Annotated in this window: 15 protein-coding genes; 9 read left to right on the top strand and 6 right to left on the bottom strand. The window is 72.4% G+C overall.

Features of this window, described 5'->3' with window-relative positions; all coding sequences use genetic code 11:
- Positions 1-23: 23 nt before the first annotated feature.
- A complete protein-coding gene (locus tag O7611_RS16350) occupies positions 24-368 on the bottom strand; it encodes a rhodanese-like domain-containing protein (protein ID WP_194799443.1) in 345 nt (114 codons plus the stop codon).
- 50 nt (positions 369-418) lie between these two features.
- Positions 419-733: a rhodanese-like domain-containing protein gene (locus tag O7611_RS16345; protein ID WP_194799104.1), complete on the bottom strand. Its 315-nt coding sequence runs from the start codon at positions 731-733 to the stop codon at positions 419-421.
- A 197-nt stretch (positions 734-930) separates the two neighbouring features.
- On the opposite strand from O7611_RS16345, the gene O7611_RS16340 reads away from it, so the two are divergent.
- Entirely contained in the window at positions 931-1,581 is a 651-nt protein-coding gene (locus O7611_RS16340; RefSeq protein WP_194799105.1) for a class I SAM-dependent methyltransferase, read from the top strand.
- Between the two features lie 6 nt (positions 1,582-1,587).
- Here the strand turns inward: O7611_RS16340 and O7611_RS16335 are convergent, their stop codons facing one another.
- Positions 1,588-2,790, bottom strand: coding sequence for a sugar efflux transporter (locus O7611_RS16335; protein WP_269697169.1), 1,203 nt, complete (start codon positions 2,788-2,790; stop codon positions 1,588-1,590).
- A 57-nt stretch (positions 2,791-2,847) separates the two neighbouring features.
- A complete protein-coding gene (locus O7611_RS16330; protein WP_269697168.1) occupies positions 2,848-4,422 on the bottom strand; it encodes an FMN-binding glutamate synthase family protein in 1,575 nt (524 codons plus the stop codon).
- 40 nt (positions 4,423-4,462) lie between these two features.
- Between O7611_RS16330 and O7611_RS16325 the strand changes: the two genes are divergently transcribed.
- From O7611_RS16325 to O7611_RS16310, 4 genes are all read left to right on the top strand, one after another.
- Positions 4,463-5,074: an RNA polymerase sigma factor gene (locus O7611_RS16325; protein ID WP_269697167.1), complete on the top strand. Its 612-nt coding sequence runs from the start codon at positions 4,463-4,465 to the stop codon at positions 5,072-5,074.
- Positions 5,067-5,780: a hypothetical protein gene (locus tag O7611_RS16320; protein WP_269697166.1), complete on the top strand. Its 714-nt coding sequence runs from the start codon at positions 5,067-5,069 to the stop codon at positions 5,778-5,780. The genes O7611_RS16325 and O7611_RS16320 overlap by 8 nt, the downstream gene beginning before the upstream one ends.
- A 67-nt stretch (positions 5,781-5,847) precedes the next feature.
- Positions 5,848-6,375, top strand: coding sequence for a hypothetical protein (locus O7611_RS16315; protein WP_194799110.1), 528 nt, complete (start codon positions 5,848-5,850; stop codon positions 6,373-6,375).
- Positions 6,376-6,412: 37 nt separating this feature from the next.
- A complete protein-coding gene (locus O7611_RS16310) occupies positions 6,413-6,973 on the top strand; it encodes a DUF5872 domain-containing protein (RefSeq protein WP_194799111.1) in 561 nt (186 codons plus the stop codon).
- 64 nt (positions 6,974-7,037) lie between these two features.
- Here the strand turns inward: O7611_RS16310 and O7611_RS16305 are convergent, their stop codons facing one another.
- Positions 7,038-8,231 (bottom strand): endo-1,4-beta-xylanase, encoded by a 1,194-nt coding sequence (locus O7611_RS16305; RefSeq protein WP_194799112.1) that lies wholly within the window; start codon positions 8,229-8,231, stop codon positions 7,038-7,040.
- A 210-nt stretch (positions 8,232-8,441) separates the two neighbouring features.
- The gene (locus O7611_RS16300) at positions 8,442-9,446 is read right to left on the bottom strand and encodes a LacI family DNA-binding transcriptional regulator (protein WP_269697165.1); all 1,005 of its coding nucleotides are present in this window, start codon (positions 9,444-9,446) and stop codon (positions 8,442-8,444) included.
- A gap of 177 nt (positions 9,447-9,623) precedes the next feature.
- Between O7611_RS16300 and O7611_RS16295 the strand changes: the two genes are divergently transcribed.
- The 4 genes from O7611_RS16295 to O7611_RS16280 are packed head-to-tail and all read left to right on the top strand — an operon-like array spanning position 9,624 to position 15,117.
- On the top strand, positions 9,624-10,892 hold the full coding sequence (locus O7611_RS16295; RefSeq protein WP_269697164.1) for an extracellular solute-binding protein: 1,269 nt from the start codon (positions 9,624-9,626) through the stop codon (positions 10,890-10,892).
- The gene (locus O7611_RS16290; protein ID WP_194799114.1) at positions 10,889-11,890 is read left to right on the top strand and encodes a carbohydrate ABC transporter permease; all 1,002 of its coding nucleotides are present in this window, start codon (positions 10,889-10,891) and stop codon (positions 11,888-11,890) included. Before O7611_RS16295 ends, O7611_RS16290 begins: the two co-directional genes overlap by 4 nt.
- Positions 11,887-12,753, top strand: a complete 867-nt coding sequence (locus tag O7611_RS16285; protein ID WP_269697163.1) for a carbohydrate ABC transporter permease — start codon at positions 11,887-11,889, stop codon at positions 12,751-12,753. The genes O7611_RS16290 and O7611_RS16285 overlap by 4 nt, the downstream gene beginning before the upstream one ends.
- A 39-nt stretch (positions 12,754-12,792) precedes the next feature.
- A complete protein-coding gene (locus tag O7611_RS16280; protein ID WP_269697162.1) occupies positions 12,793-15,117 on the top strand; it encodes a beta-glucosidase family protein in 2,325 nt (774 codons plus the stop codon).
- Positions 15,118-15,243: the final 126 nt, after the last annotated feature.

Raw genomic sequence — 15,243 nt, 5'->3', positions numbered from 1 at the left:
TCTCCTGGTGATGAGGGGTCTGCTCAGGCCACGTGGCCCGGCCTGCCGCCCTTGGCTCGTACCGCCAGCCCGGCGTTCGTCCACGCCCGCATGCCGCCGGTCAGGTCGTGCACCTCGTGGCCCGCCGCGGCGAGCAACTTGGCCGCCCGCCGCGACCGCGCGCCGGACCGGCAGACGGTCACCACTGGCCGGTCCGCCGGCACCTCGGACAGCCGGTCCGCGAGCTGGCCGAGCGGGATGTGCCGGGCGCCGGGGGCGTGTCCGGCCCGCCACTCGGCGGGTTCCCGGACGTCGAGCAGCAGCGCGCCCGCGCCGGACAGCGCCGCCGCCTCCGCCGGGGTGACCCGGGCGACGCGGGGGCCGAGCAGGCGGCGGAGGAATCCGGTGCGCGGAGCGGCCGCCGTCTCCGGGCGCCCGGTCACGGCCGGCTGCCCGCGGTGACCGGGCGGCCCGAGCGCACCCAGGCCGAGGTGCCGCCGGTGACCGAGAGGGCGGTGATGCCCGCGCGTTCGAGCAGTTCGGCGCCGACCCGGCTGCGTCCGCCGGCCTCGCAGATCACGTAGACGGGGCCGGTGCGGGGCACCTGCGTCATCTGGGCGGGCAGATGACCCAGCGGCACACAACGGGCACCGGGGACATGGCCGCCGAGGTACTCGGCGGTCTCCCGGACGTCGATGACCGTCGCCCCGTCGGCGTGGGCGGTGGCGAACGTGGTCAGGTCGACCTCGCGCATGGGCGTTCTCCTTCCGGATCGGCTATACCCCCGGGGGTATCTGCTCTCGACGGTAGCGCGGCGTCCGGCCGTCCGCTACCCCCTGCTCGTGCAGTTGTGCTCGTTTGCCGGAACGGCAAGGTCCCTTGCTGTCCGCTGAGTTGCGGCGCACGATGGCGGGGCTCGGGCGGGAGACGCCCGGCGGCGAGGAGGCAGACATGACGGGGCACCACCACGAGCACCCGGCGGCGGACACCGACCCGGCCCGGTTCTGGGACGAGCGGTACGGCCAGCGGGACCGGATCTGGAGCGGCCGGGTCAACCCGGTCCTGGCCGAGGTGGCCGGCACGCTGCCCCCGGGCACCGCGCTCGACCTGGGCAGCGGTGAGGGCGGCGACGCGGTGTGGCTGGCGTCGCGCGGCTGGCGGGTCACCGCCGTGGACATCTCGTCAGTCGCGCTGGACCGCCTCGCCGTGGAGGCCGAGCGGGCCGGGGTGGCGGAGCGGATCACCACCGTCCGGCACGACCTCACCCAGGGCTTCCCGCCCGGCCGGTACGACCTGGTGTCCGCGCAGTTCTTCCAGTCGCCGCTGGTCCTGCCCCGGGAGACGGTGCTGCCCCCGGCGGCCGAGGCGGTCGCGCCCGGCGGCCGGCTGCTCGTGGTCGAGCACGGCGCGCCGCCGCCCTGGGCCGGGCCCGACACCGGCCACCACCGGTTCGCCGAACCGGAGGAGATCCTGGCCGCGATGAACCTCGACCCGGACGGCTGGGACACCGAGCGGCTGGGCGCGGCGCGCCGTACCGCCACCGGCCCGGACGGCCGGACCGGCGAGCTGATCGACCACGTGGTCCTGGTGCGGCGTCGCTGACCCCGGTCAGGCCCGGGCCGTCGGCCGGGTCAGCAGCAGCACCAGCAGCCCGGCCGCGCACAGCGCGGTGCTCATGCCGTACGCCCACCGGTAGCCGACCTGCGCGGAGAGCCCGAGCAGCGGCCCGGCGAGCATGGCGCCGATCGGGAACGTGTTTGTGAACAGCGTGGTGGCCCGGCCCGGCTCGCCCGGCAGCAGATCCTGCACGTAGGCGATGCCGACGCCGGACACCGCGGCGATGAACAGCGCGTTCACCGGCTGCGCGAACAGCAGGACCGGCACGCTCGGCGCCAGCGCGGCGGTCGCGTAGTAGGCGACCCCGCAGGCACCGCCGACCAGGATCAGCGGCCGCAGCCGGACCCGCGCGGTCAGCGCGCCCAGCCCGAGGATCAGCGGGATCTCCAGCGCCGCGCACAGGCCCAGCACCAGGCCGGCGCGGGAGGGATCGTCGTTCAGTTCGGTGTCGATGAACAGCGGCATCGCCTGCACGCCGACCGTCAGCGGGCACTGGAGCAGCACGAACGCGAGCGCCGTCGACGCCAGCCGCAGCCGGGACGCGCCCGGTGGGCCGGGCGCGGCGCCGCCCGGATCGGCCGCGACCGGCCGCGCCGGCAGCGGCAGTTCCTCCAGCCGGAACGCGGCCACCAGCGCGGCCAGCGCGTACATGACGGCGGCCATGCCGTAGACCAGGCGGAAGCCGCCGATGTCGAGCAGCACCGCGGCCAGCGCCGGCCCGGCCACCCAGGCGAACGAGAAGACGGTACGCATGAGGCTGACGCCGAACGCGGCCCGCGTCGGATCGTCCCTGTCGAACAGCGCCCGGGTGTACGCGAACGACTGCGGGAACAGCGAGTTCGCCAGTGCCGTGGCGGTCGCGGTCAGCCCCAGCAGGATCCAGTAGTCGCGGACGTACGCGGTCAGGCCCGCGCCCACCACACCGGCCAGCGCGGCGCCGACAAGCAGCGCGCGCCGGATCGGCAGGCGGTCCGACAGCCGGCCGATCAGCGCGGAGGCGACCACCCCGGACAGCGGGGCGACGACCAGGAACACGGTCACCCGTAACGGACTGGCGTGGACCTCCCGGTCGAGGAACAGCGACAGGAACGGCAGCACCACGGCGGTGGACAGACCGACGGTCAGGAAGACCACACCCAGCGGGAGCAGCCGGAATGGGCCGGCGCGTACCGCCGGCCTGGTGTCCACAGCCATGCGGCGGACTGTACGCGGCGGCGGCGCGGCGGCCGACCGGATTTCCCGCGGTCCGGGTCAGCCGACGGCGGTGGGGGAGGGTGGCGCGCTGCCGCCCTGCGGCGCCTCGGCCGTCATCAGCCGGACGATCTCCGCCCGGTCGGCGGCCGACGGCATCCCCCACTCCGGCCGGTAGCCGAACGCCCGGTCCAGCGGGATCGACGAGGTCCGGCCGTCGAGGATCTCCACCGAGTCGGTGCCGATCAGCCCGGGATGCTCGACGCCGCACGCCTCGGCCACCTTGACCAGGTCGCGGCGCAGCGTACGGATGTAGTTCGCGGCCCGCACCGACTTGCGGGCCGGGTCCAGGCCCCGGGCCAGCCACGCGTTCTGCGTGGCGACGCCGGTCGGGCAGGTGTCGGTGTGGCACTTCTGCGCCTGGATGCAGCCGATCGCCAGCATCGCCTCCCGCCCGACGTTGACCATGTCGGCGCCGAGCGCGAACGCCACCACCGCGTTGTCCGGCAGGCCCAGCTTGCCGGCGCCGACGAACACCACGCTCTCGTGCAGGTCGCGCTCGGCGAACGTCCGGTAGACGCGGGAGAAGCCCTGCTGGAAGGGCAGCGAGACAGAGTCGCTGAAGATCAGCGGTGCGGCGCCGGTGCCGCCCTCGCCGCCGTCGACGGTCACGAAGTCCACGCCGCGCCCGGTGTCGCGCATCAGCGTGGCCAGATCCTCCCAGAACCCCAGGTCACCGACGGCGGACTTGATGCCGACCGGCAGGCCGGTCTCGGCGGCGAGCAGCTCCACCCAGTCCAGCAGGCTGTCGCAGTCGGAGAACTCGGCGTGCCGGGACGGGCTGACGCAGTCGCGGCCGGCCGGGATGCCCCGGGTGGCGGCGATCTCGGCGGAGACCTTCGCCGCCGGCAGCAGGCCGCCGAGGCTCGGCTTGGCACCCTGGCTGAGCTTGATCTCCAGCGCGCGTACCGGCGCCGACGCCACCAGGTCCTTGAGCCGTTCCAGGCTGAACCGGCCCTGCTCGTCGCGGCAGCCGAAGTACGCGGTGCCGAGCTGGAAGACCAACTCACCGCCGTTGCGGTGGTACGGCGACAGCCCGCCCTCGCCGGTGTTCTGCAGACAGCCGGCCAGCGCGGCGCCCCGGTTGAGCGCCTCCACCGCGTTTGCGGACAGCGAGCCGAAGCTCATCCCGGAGATGTTCACCACCGACTCCGGGCGGAACGCCCGCGCCCGGCCGCGCGCCGCGCCGAGCACCTTGGCACAGGGCAGCGTCACGTCGTGCCCGGCGGTCGGCGCCGACGGCGGCACCGCCCGGCCGAACGTGCGGTGCTTGATGATCGGATAGCCGGAGGTGTGCTCGATGTCGTTGTCGGTGCCGAACCCGAAGTAGTTGTTCTCCTGCTTGGCCGAGGCGTACACCCAGCGCCGCTGGTCGCGGGTGAAGGGCCGCTCCTCGTCGTTGCCGGCCACGATGTACTGCCGCAGCTCCGGGCCGATCGACTCGATCAGGTACCGGGCCCGGCCCAGCACGGGGAAGTTGCGGCGCAGCGCGTGGTCGCGTTGCAGCAGGTCCCGCGCCGCCAGCGCGGCGACGGCGGCGACGGCTGCGGGTACGGCTCTTTTCGCCCAGCTCATCCCGCCACTCTTTCCGGCCCGGCACCCGGTCAAACGCCTGATGGAACCCGGCCGCCCCGAGCGGTGTCATGGAAGCGGACCGACGGCGGAGGCTGCCCTGGACGACGACGACCTCGTCACCCGCGTACGCGCCGGCGACCGGGAGGCGTACGACGCCCTGGTCGCCCGGCACACCGCGTCCGCGTACCGGACGGCGGTGCTGCTCGGCGCCGGTCCGGACGCCGAGGACGTGGTCCAGGAGGCGTTCGTGAAGGCGTACCGGAAACTGTCCCGCTACCGGGCCGAGGCGTCGTTCCGGTCCTGGCTGCTCGCGATCGTCGCCAACGAGACCCGGAACCTGCACCGGACGCGGATCCGGCGGGACGGGCTGACGCTGCGCGCGGCGGCGGCGGACCCGGTCGCGGCGGTCACCGCCGAGGACGGGCTCGACGCGGTGCTGGCGGCCGAGCGCCGGGCCGAGCTGGTCGGGGCGCTGCGCCGGCTGCCCGCCCGCGACCGCGAGGTGATCGTCTGCCGCTACCTGCTCGACCTCGGCGAGGACGAGACGGTGACCGTGCTGGGGGTGGCCCGGGGCACCGTGAAGTCGCGGACCCACCGGGCGCTGGCGAAGCTGCGTGCCCTGCTGGATCGGGAGGTGGCGCACCGTGGATGACCTGGAACGGGAGCTGCGGGATCTGACCGGCTGGCTGGAGCCGGCGCGCACACCTGACCTCACCGCCCGGGTGCGGGCCCGGCTCGACGTGCCCGCGCCGCGCCGCCGGTGGCGGTACGTGCTGGCCGCCGCGCTCGCCACCGTGCTCGTGGCGGCGCTGCCGCCGGGGCGGGCCGCGCTCGCCGACGCGGTGACCGGGCTGTTGCGGTTCTCCGGGGTGGTCGTGGACACCGCGCCCGCCCTGCCGCCGACCGGTACGCCGTCGCCGCTGCCCGCGCAGCACGAGATCGCCCTGGCCGAGGCACAGCGGCAGGTCCGCTTCCCGATCCGGGTACCGGCCCGGCTCGGCGCACCGGAACACGTGCTCGTCGCCGATCCGGACGGCACCGGCGCCCACCGGGTCGCCAGCCTGCTCTACCGGGGCGGGACGGTCCGGCTGGACGCCTTCGACGGCTCGCTCGACATCGTGTTCCACAAGCGGTCCCTCGGGGCGGACGTGACGCTCACCCACGTCGGCGGCGAGTTCGCGATCTGGGTCGGTGGTCCGCACGCGCTCGCGTACGTGGACCGCTCGGGCACGGAACGGGTCGCCACCGCGCGGTTGTCCGCCGCCACGCTGATCTGGGAGCGGGCCGGGGTGAGCTACCGGCTGGAGGGCGACCTGACCCGTGAGCAGGCGCTCGACATCGCGTCCTCGCTCGAGTGAGTGCGGCGGGAACCTCGGGACGCCGGGCGGTGTCCTGTCGACGAGAGTCGTCAACGGGGGAGGCCGGATGTCCGTTCCGAGAAGAGTCCTACTGGTGCCGGTCCTGCTGCTGGCCGGGTGCACCGCCGGCCCGGCCGCGCAACCGGCCGGCGGGCCGGCCACGGGCACCGTGCCCGCCACCGGACCGGCCGCGCCGGCGGCCTGCGCCGAGCGACTGGAGACCGGCCGGCTGCCGGACTGGGCGGATGCCGGGTTCACCGGCGACACCCGGATCCGGCACGTCTTCGGCACCCGGGGCGACATCGTGGCGATCCTGTTCGCGTATCCGCTGGTGCACGCGCGCGGCGACGGCGCGAACAACAAGATCCTCTGGGTGTCCCGCCCCGAGCCCGGCCGGTCCGAGCCGGCACCGCGGACCCCGCTGGTGATCACCGCGACGCGGGACGGGACGGACACCCCGGTCGTCCGGGAGGTGGCGGGCGGGCCCGGGCCGTCCATCGTCGACCTGCCGGCCGCCGGGTGCTGGCGGCTGCGGCTGGACTGGTCCGGCCGCAGCGACACGATGGATCTGGTCTACCGGCCGTCGTCCCGCTGACCGGCATGGCCGCTGCCGGTCCGGGTAACGCTGCGTCATGGCGAAGTACACCGAGCCGGAACTGCGGGAGCGCCTCAAGGCCGAGATCCGCGCCTCCGACAAGGGCGGACGGCCCGGGCAGTGGTCGGCCCGCAAGTCGCAGCTGCTGACGAACGAGTACAAGAAGGCCGGCGGGGGATTCGAGGGTCCGAAGGACGCACGGCAGCGCTCGCTGCAACGCTGGGGCGGCGAGAAGTGGCAGACCCGCAGCGGTGACACGCGTGCCCGCAGCGGCGGCGAAACGCGCCGTTACCTGCCTGAACGGGCGTGGGAGGAGCTGTCGGAGACCGAACGGCGGGCCACCGACACCCGCAAGCGCCGCGCGTCGCGTTCCGGCCGCCAGTACGTGCCGAACACGGGCCCGGCGAAGCGGGCCCGCCGGGACGCCACCGCCGCCGAGCAGATCAACGAGCTGCCGGTGACCGAGGCGGTCAAACTGGTCCGCGACCTCGACACCCGCCAGCTCGACGCGGCGCTGCGCCGGGAACGCGGCGGCAAGGCCCGCAAGACGCTCATCGGACGGCTGGAGTCGGAACTGGGCCGGCGCCGGGCGGCGTGAGCGTGATCCCGTGGCGCACCGCGACGGAGGGGCCGGCCCGCAGGCCGGCCCCTCCGCGCGACAGTCAGCGGCGCGGGTGCTGCGGGATGCGCGGCAGCACGTAGGGCGGACCGGAGAACATCAGGTCGGCCTTCAGTTCGTGGTACGCCAGCTTCGGCTGGTAGTTCTCGTCGTAGACGGTGGCCAGGCCCTCCGGCGGGTCGGAGAACGCACCGGGCACCCAGGAGTGCTTGTCGGTGAAGCCCCAGAGCGTGAACGACAGGCAGTGCCGCTCGGCCAGGCAGGCCTGCATCAGCACGCTGAAGCCCGCCGCGGACGCCTGCAGGCGCGGGTTGATCTCCGCGGAGTCGCCGGCCTCCACCCCCTCGGTGATCTGGCTGCGCACGTCCACCTCGGTGAGGGCCGTGGCCAGCCCGAGCCCGGCGAACTTGCGCAGCGCCGCGACCACCTGGAGCGTGCTGAAGTTGCCGTACTGGGTGCCCAGGTGGCCCTGTGCGCCCACGCCGTCGATCGGCACACCCTTGGCCCGCAGGTCACGGGCCATGTTGTAGACGAACTGCGTCTTGTCGTCGGCCGGGTTGCCGGAGCCGAACGCCTCGATGTTGTAGTCGTTGTAGAACAGCAGCGCCTTCGGGTCGGCGGCGCGGGCCCAGCGGAACGCGTCGGCGATGTAGCCGGGCCCGAGGTTCTGCGCCCAGAACCCCTTGTAGTGCAGGGTGGACGGGGTGTCCCAGGGGTCGCTGACCGCCTCGTTCACCACGTCCCACTGCCAGATCTTGCCCTTGAAGTGGGTGACCACGGCGGTGATGTGGTTGCGCAGGATCTGGCGCAGCTCGGCCTTGCTGATCGAGCCGTCCGCGACACCGCTGGTCAGCCATGCGGGCAGCTGGTTGTGCCAGACCAGCACGTGGCCCCGGACCCGCTGGTTGTTCTTGCGGGCGAACTCGACCAGCTCGTCGGCCGGGCCCCAGTTGTAGGTGCCCCGGGTGGGCTCGAGGCTCTCCCACTTCATCACGTTCTCTGCGGTCACGGTCGAGAACTCCGACGCGGCCAGCTCGCGGTAGCGCGGCTCGGAGGCGTCGTTGAGTGCGGCCATGTCCACGGCGGTGCCCACGTACAGGCCGTGGCGCTTGGCCAGCTCACGCAGGCTCTGCGCGGCCGGGTCGTACGGGCGTCCGGCCGTCGCGGGGACGACGTTGAGGGCGGTGGCGGTCGCGACGGCGACGGCGCCGGCGGCGAGCCATCGTCTCAGCTTCATGGTCGTTCCTTTCGGGAGGGTGCGCGCGGCCCGGGGGCCGGCGGTGGCGGTGCCGGAGACGCCGCGCCGTGGAACGGTTCGGCGGGCGCCAGGGTGGACTGACGATGCGGCTTCCGAAACTTCCGATCAACCTTCCGGAAGTAGCCCGAAACATTACGGACGCCGATAGCCGTCCGTCAATCACCTGCGCGAGAAGGGTGAGCCGGCGCGTCAGCGCAGCGGGTGGCAGGAGGCCCGGACGACCAGCTCGGTGGGGAGCTGGATGTGGGTGTCCCGCTCGACGCCGGCGATGAGGTCGATCAGCAGGCGCAGCGACTCGGCGCCCATGCGTTGCAGCGGCTGCCGGATCGTGGTGAGGGGCGGGTCGACGAGCGCCGACTCGGGGATGTTGTCGAAGCCGATGACCGACAGGTCCTCCGGTACGCGCAGGCCGAGGCCGCGGGCCACGTCAACCGTGGAGATGGCCGAGAGGTCGTTGCCGGCGAAGATAGCGGTCGGCCGGTCGGCGAGCGCGAGCAGCTCGGCCGCAGTGCTGGCGGCGGTCTCGGTGCGGAAACCGCCCACCCGCACGAGCCGTTCGTCCACCGGCACGCTCGCGTCGGCCATCGCCTTGCGGAACCCGGCCTCGCGCAGCCGGGCCGACTCCAGGTCGGGGCGGCCGCTGATGTGCGCGATCCGCCGGTGCCCGAGCGACAGCAGGTGGTCGGTGGCCAGTACCGCGCCGGCGAAGTTGTCGGAGTCGACGGTGGGCAGGCCGGACGGGCCGGTGTGCGGGTCGACGGCCACCACGTGAAAGCCGTGCTTGGTCTCGACCACTGTCGGCGTCACGATCACGGCGCCGTCGATGAGCGTGCCGGACAGCCGCGCCAGGGAGCGCCGCTCCCACCCTATGGCCGCGCCCTCGCCGTCACCGCTGGAGTAGGCGAGCAACTGGTAGCCACTGCCGGCGACCTCGCGGGACGCGCCCTTGAGCAGCTCGGTGGAGAACGGCTCGAACTCGGCGACCAGGATGCCCAGCACGTTCGTCCGGTGGCTGCGCAGGCTCTGCGCCCCCAGGCTGGCCTCGTACCCCAGCTCGTGGATCACCTGCTGGACGCGTTCGACGGTGGCCTGCGCGACGCCGTACCGACCATTGACAACCTTCGATACAGTTGCCACCGAGACGCCGGCCGTACGTGCCACGTCCGACATCTTGACGCGCTCCTGGAACACCACGCCGACGATGATAGAGGGCACTTCCAGGGGGATCGAAGACGATGTCGAAAACGTTATCGATACCGATTGACTTCACGTTACGGCCCTGTAAAACTCCCCGGCAGGTAACCCGACTGAGTGGTCGAGGAGACATCTGTGGTGATGAAGCGCCGTGCTGGTGCCGCCCTGGCACTGTTTGTGACAAGCGCTCTGCTGGCCTCCGCGTGCAGTGGTGGTGGCGACGAGGAGAAGGCCGCCGAGAGCGAGCTGTACAAGAACCCGGTGACGTTGACCTGGTGGCACAACGCGTCGCAGGACGGACCCGGCAAGACGTACTGGGAGAAGGTCGCCAAGGACTTCTCCGCGGCCCACCCGACCGTCAAGATCGAGATCGAGGCGATCGAGACGAACCAGCTCCAGCGCACCCGGCTCCCCGCCGCGCTGCTGAGCAACGACCCGCCGGACATCTTCCAGGCGTGGGGCGGCGGCGAGATGCGCGAGCAGGTCGAGGCCGACTACCTCAAGGACATCACCGACCAGGTGAAGGGCGAGGTGGCCGACATCGGCAGCGCCGCCGAGATCTGGCAGGTGGAGGGCAAGCAGTACGGCCTGCCGTTCCGGATGGGCATCGAGGGCATCTGGTACAACAAGGACATGTTCGCGAAGGCGGGCATCACGGCGCCGCCGACCACCTTCGACGAGCTCAACGCCGCCGTCACCAAGCTCAAGGCGATCAACGTCGTTCCGATCGCCCTCGGCGCCGGTGACAAGTGGCCGGCCGCGCACTGGTGGTACAACTTCGCGTTGCGTGCCTGCTCGGTCGACACGCTGAAGAAGGCCTCCAAGGACCGGACCTTCGACGACCCGTGCTTCGTCAAGGCCGGCCAGGACCTGAAGACCTTCATCGACACCAAGCCGTTCCAGAACAACTTCATCGCCACACCGGGTCAGAACGACCCGACCAGCGCCAACGGCCTTCTGGCAAACGGCAAGGCCGCGATGGAGCTGATGGGCGACTGGAACCGCGGCACGCTGGACACCGTCGCCACCGACAAGGCGGCCCTGGGCAAGTTCCTCGGCTGGTTCCCGGTGCCGGCGATCTCCGGCTCCGCCGGTGACCCGAAGGCGGCCCTCGGCGGCGGCGACGGCTTCGCCTGCGCCAAGAACGCCCCGGCCGAGTGCGTCGAGTTCCTCAAGTACATCGTCAGCCCCGAGGTGCAGAAGGGCTACGCCGCCACCGGCACCGGCCTGCCCGTCGCCAAGGGTGCTGCCGACGGCGTCACCGACCCGGCGCTGAAGTCCATCCTGGAGTCCACCGCGTCGGCCACCTACGTCCAGCTCTGGCTGGACACGGCCTTCGGCAGCACCGTCGGCACCGCGATGAACGACGCGATCGTCGCGATCTTCGCCGGCAACGGGACACCTGAGAAGGTCGTCTCGGCCATGAAGGCGGCCGCAAGCAAGTGACGTCCGCATCGCAGACCCGTACGCCCGCCGTCGGCGCGAAAGCGCCGCCGGCGGGCCTCCGGCCCGGCGGCGCACGGGCCGCCTCCCGCCGCGCCGAGACCCGTCGCAAGTGGTACGAGATCATCGGGCTGACCACGCCCGCGGTCGTCATCTACGTGATGTTCGTGCTCGTGCCGATGGGCTTCGCGTTCTACTACAGCCTGTTCCGCTGGCGCGGCGTCGGCCCGCCCACCGAGTACGTCGGCTTCCGCAACTACACGCTCGCCTTCCAGGACCCGATCTTCCTGGACGCGCTGCGCAACAACGCGATCATCGTGTTCGGGTCGCTGCTGATCCAGGGTCCGGTCGCGCTGGGCATCGCCCTCCTGCTCAACCGCCGCTTCCGCGGGCGCTCGGCGTTCCGCCTGCTGGTGTTCGTGCCGTACGTGCTGGCCGAGGTCACCGTCGGCATCATGTGGAAGCTGATCCTGACCGAGAACGGCACGCTCGACGCGCTGCTGCAGTCGATCGGGCTCGGCGGCCTGGTGCAGGCGTGGCTGGCCGACCTGGACGTGGTGATCTGGACGCTGCTGTTCGTCCTCACCTGGAAGTACGTCGGCTTCGCCATCATCCTGCTGCTCGCCGGCCTGTCGAACGTGCCGCAGGAGCTGAACGAGGCCGCCGAGATCGACGGCGCGAGCTGGTGGCAGATCCAGCGCCACGTCACGCTGCCGCTGCTCGGCCCCACCATCCGGATCTGGATGTTCCTGTCGATGATCGGCTCGCTGCAGGTCTTCGACATGATCTGGGTGACCTCGGTGCCGGCGGTACGGTCCCTCGGCGCCTCGGCCACGATGGCGACGTACATGGTGGACAACGGCTTCTTCGCCCGGCTCTGGGGCTACGGCAACGCGGTGGCCGTGATCCTGTTCGCCATCTCGTTCGTCGCGGCGCTGTTGTTCCAGCGGTTCCTGCTCCGCCGGGACATCGAGGGTGCCATCACCCGGAAGGGGAAGTGACAGTGGCCGTGAACTCCGTATCCGCCCCCTCGGCCGGGCGCCGGCCGGTGCAGTGGAGCTCGCCGCTGACGTACGCGATCGCGCTCGCGGTCGCGGCCGTGTCGATCGCACCCGTCGTGTACGTCGTCGTCGGCGGTTTCCGGACCACGCCGCAGATCGTGGACGACCCGGCCGGCCTGCCGGACCCGTGGGTCTGGGACAACTACTACCGGGTGCTGACCCAGAGCGACTTCTGGAAGCAGGCGTTCAACAGCGCCGTGGTCGCCCTCGGCACCACGCTCGGCGTGGTGGTGCTCGGCATGACCGCCGCGTTCGTGCTCGCCCGCTACACGTTCCGCGGCCGCGAAGGGCTCTACACCTTCTTCACCCTCGGCCTGCTGTTCCCGGCCGGCGCGGCGATCCTGCCGCTGTACCTCATGCTGCGCGACCTGAACCTGATCAACTCCTACTACGCGGTGATCCTTCCGCAGGTGGCCTTCTCGTTGCCGCTGACGATCGTCATCCTGCGGCCGTTCCTGTCGGCCATCCCGCGGGAGCTGGAGGACGCGGCCGCCATCGACGGCGCCGGCCGGCTCGGCTTCCTCTGGCGGATCGTGCTGCCGCTGTCGCGGCCCGCGGTCGTCACCGTCGGCATCCTCGCGTTCGTGGCGAGCTGGAACGCGTTCCTCCTGCCGCTGCTCGTCCTCGGGGACGTCAACCTGCACACCCTGCCGCTGGGCGTGCAGAACTTCTCCAGCCAGTACACCACCGACACCGCGGGAGTCCTCGCCTTCACGTCGCTGGCGATGTTGCCGGCGCTGCTGTTCTTCACCCTGGCGGAGAAGCAGATCGTGGGCGGTCTCCAGGGCGCGGTCAAGGGCTGAGCGGCGGCGGCACCAGCACAACCAGTGGAAAGGCACACCATGACAGAGGTCCACGCGGTGGTGGACGGGCCGGTACCGGCTCAGGCAGGTTCGGACCACGACCGGCCGGACGGACACGACGCCGAGACGCGCGTACGGGAACTGCTCGCTCGGATGACGATCGAGGAGAAGGTCGCGCAGCTCGTCGGGTTCTGGGAGAAGGAGGACGGTGAGGCGGTCGCGCCCCTGCAGGGCGAGTTCGCCGACAGCGGCCGGCTCGACGACTTCTCCCGGCACGGCCTGGGTCACCTCACCCGCGCCTACGGCACCCGTCCGGTCGACGCCGCCGCCCGCGCCGCCTGGCTGTGGAAGTTCCAGCGGGACCTGGTGACGGGCACCCGGCTGGGCATCCCGGCCATCGTGCACGAGGAGTGCCTGACCGGCCTGTCGGCGTGGAAGGCGGCGACCTTCCCGACGCCGCTGGCCTGGGGTGCCGCGTTCGACCCGGAGCTGGTCACCGAGATGGCGGCGGCGATCGGGGCCTCGATGCGCGCGCTCGGCATCCACCAGGGACTGTCCCCGGTGCTGGACGTGATCCGGGATCCCCGCTGGGGCCGGGTCGACGAGTGCATCGCCGAGGACCCGTACCTCGTCGGCACCATCGGCACCTCGTACGTGCGGGGACTCCAGTCGCAGGGCGTGCTCGCGACGCTGAAGCACTTCGCCGGCTACTCCGGCTCGCGGGCCGGGCGCAACTTCGGCCCGGTGCACGCCGGTCCCCGGGAACTCGCCGACGTGCTGCTGCCGCCGTTCGAGATGGCGATCCGGGACGGCGACGCGCGCAGCGTCATGCACTCGTACGCGGAGATCGACGGCGTGCCGGTCGCCGCCGATCCGACCATGCTCACCGATCTGCTGCGGGAGCGGTGGGGCTTCGACGGGACGGTGGTGGCCGACTACTACGGCGTGGCCTTCCTCAACCTGCTGCACCACGTCGCGGCCGACAACGCGGACGCGGCCGTGCAGGCGCTGAGCGCGGGCCTCGACATCGAGCTGCCCACCGGTGACGCCTTCCTGACCCTGACCGAGTCGGTGCGGACGGGCAGAGTCGACGAGGCGCTCGTCGACCGGGCGGTGCTGCGCGTCCTGCGCCAGAAGCAGGAACTCGGGCTGCTCGACGCCACGTTCGACGACGAGCCGCCGGGCGCGATCGACCTCGACTCGCCGGAGCACAGGTCGATCGCCCGCCGGCTCGCCGAGGAGTCGGTCGTCCTGGTCGCCAACGAGGGCGTGCTGCCGCTGCCGGCGGGCCGCCGGGTGGCGGTCGTCGGGCCGAACGCCGACCGGCAGGGCGCGCTGTTCGGCTGCTACTCGTTCCTCAACCACGTGCTGGCCCACCACCCGGGCGTGGAGACCGGCTTCGAGGTGCCGACCGTCCTGGAGGCGGTGCGCGCCGAGTTCGGCGCCGACCGGGTCACCTTCGCGACCGGCTGCGAGGTGGACTCGGCGGACCGGTCCGGGTTCGACGAGGCGCTCGCCGCCGCGTCCGCCGCCGACGTGGCGGTCCTCGTGGTCGGCGACCACGCCAGCCTGTTCGGGCGCGGCACCGTCGGCGAGGGCTGCGACCGGGACGACCTGGAGCTGCCCGGCGTGCAGCGCCAGCTCGTCGAGGCGGTGCTGGACACCGGCACCCCGGTCGTCCTCGTGCTGCTCACCGGCCGCCCGTACGCACTCGGCTGGGCGCTGTCCCGGTGCGCGGCGGTGGTGCAGACGTTCTTCCCGGGCGAGGAGGGCGCCGGGGCGATCGCGGGTGTGCTCTCCGGACGGGTCAACCCGTCCGGCCGGCTGCCGGTCACCCTGCCCGGCTCGGCGGGCGCGCAGCCGTACTCGTACCTGCACCCGAAGCTGGGGGCGGGCATGAACGGCACCAACCTGCCGGCGACGCCGGTCGCGCCGTTCGGGCACGGGCTGTCCTACACCACGTTCGCGTACACCGACCTGACCGTGCCGGCCGAGGTGCCGACCGGCGAGGCGCTGAAGGTGTCGGTGCGGGTGACGAACACCGGCCCGGTCGCCGGTGACGACGTGGTGCAGCTCTACGGCCGTGACCTGGTCGCCTCGGTGACCCGGCCGGTGGCGCAGCTGCTCGGCTACCGGCGGGTGCGCCTGGAGCCGGGCGCCTCGGTGACCGTCGAGCTGACCGTGCCGAACACGCGGCTGGCCTTCACCGACCGCACGCTCACGCGCGTGGTGGAGCCCGGAGAGGTCGATGTCTGGGTGGGCACGAGCGCCCGGCGCGACGTCCAGGCGCGGACGACGCTGACCGGCGACACCGTAGAGATCACCGCCGCCTCGCCCCGCTGGACGACCGTCGACCTTCGCTGAGCCGGGTCCGCCGGTCGTCCACGGGGCGATCGGCGGACCCTTTCATCTCATATTGGCGTTATGTCGTTTTTGGCTCAGTAGGCTCCAGGATGTCATCCAGCCCCGGCTGGATCCCGGTCGCCGGCA

The sequence above is a fragment of the Micromonospora sp. WMMC273 genome (assembly GCF_027460285.1).
In the GTDB taxonomy this organism is placed as follows: Bacteria; Actinomycetota; Actinomycetes; order Mycobacteriales; family Micromonosporaceae; genus Micromonospora; species Micromonospora aurantiaca.
Note: the sequence above shows the minus strand (reverse complement) of the source record. Positions and strands in the feature narration are given on the sequence as shown.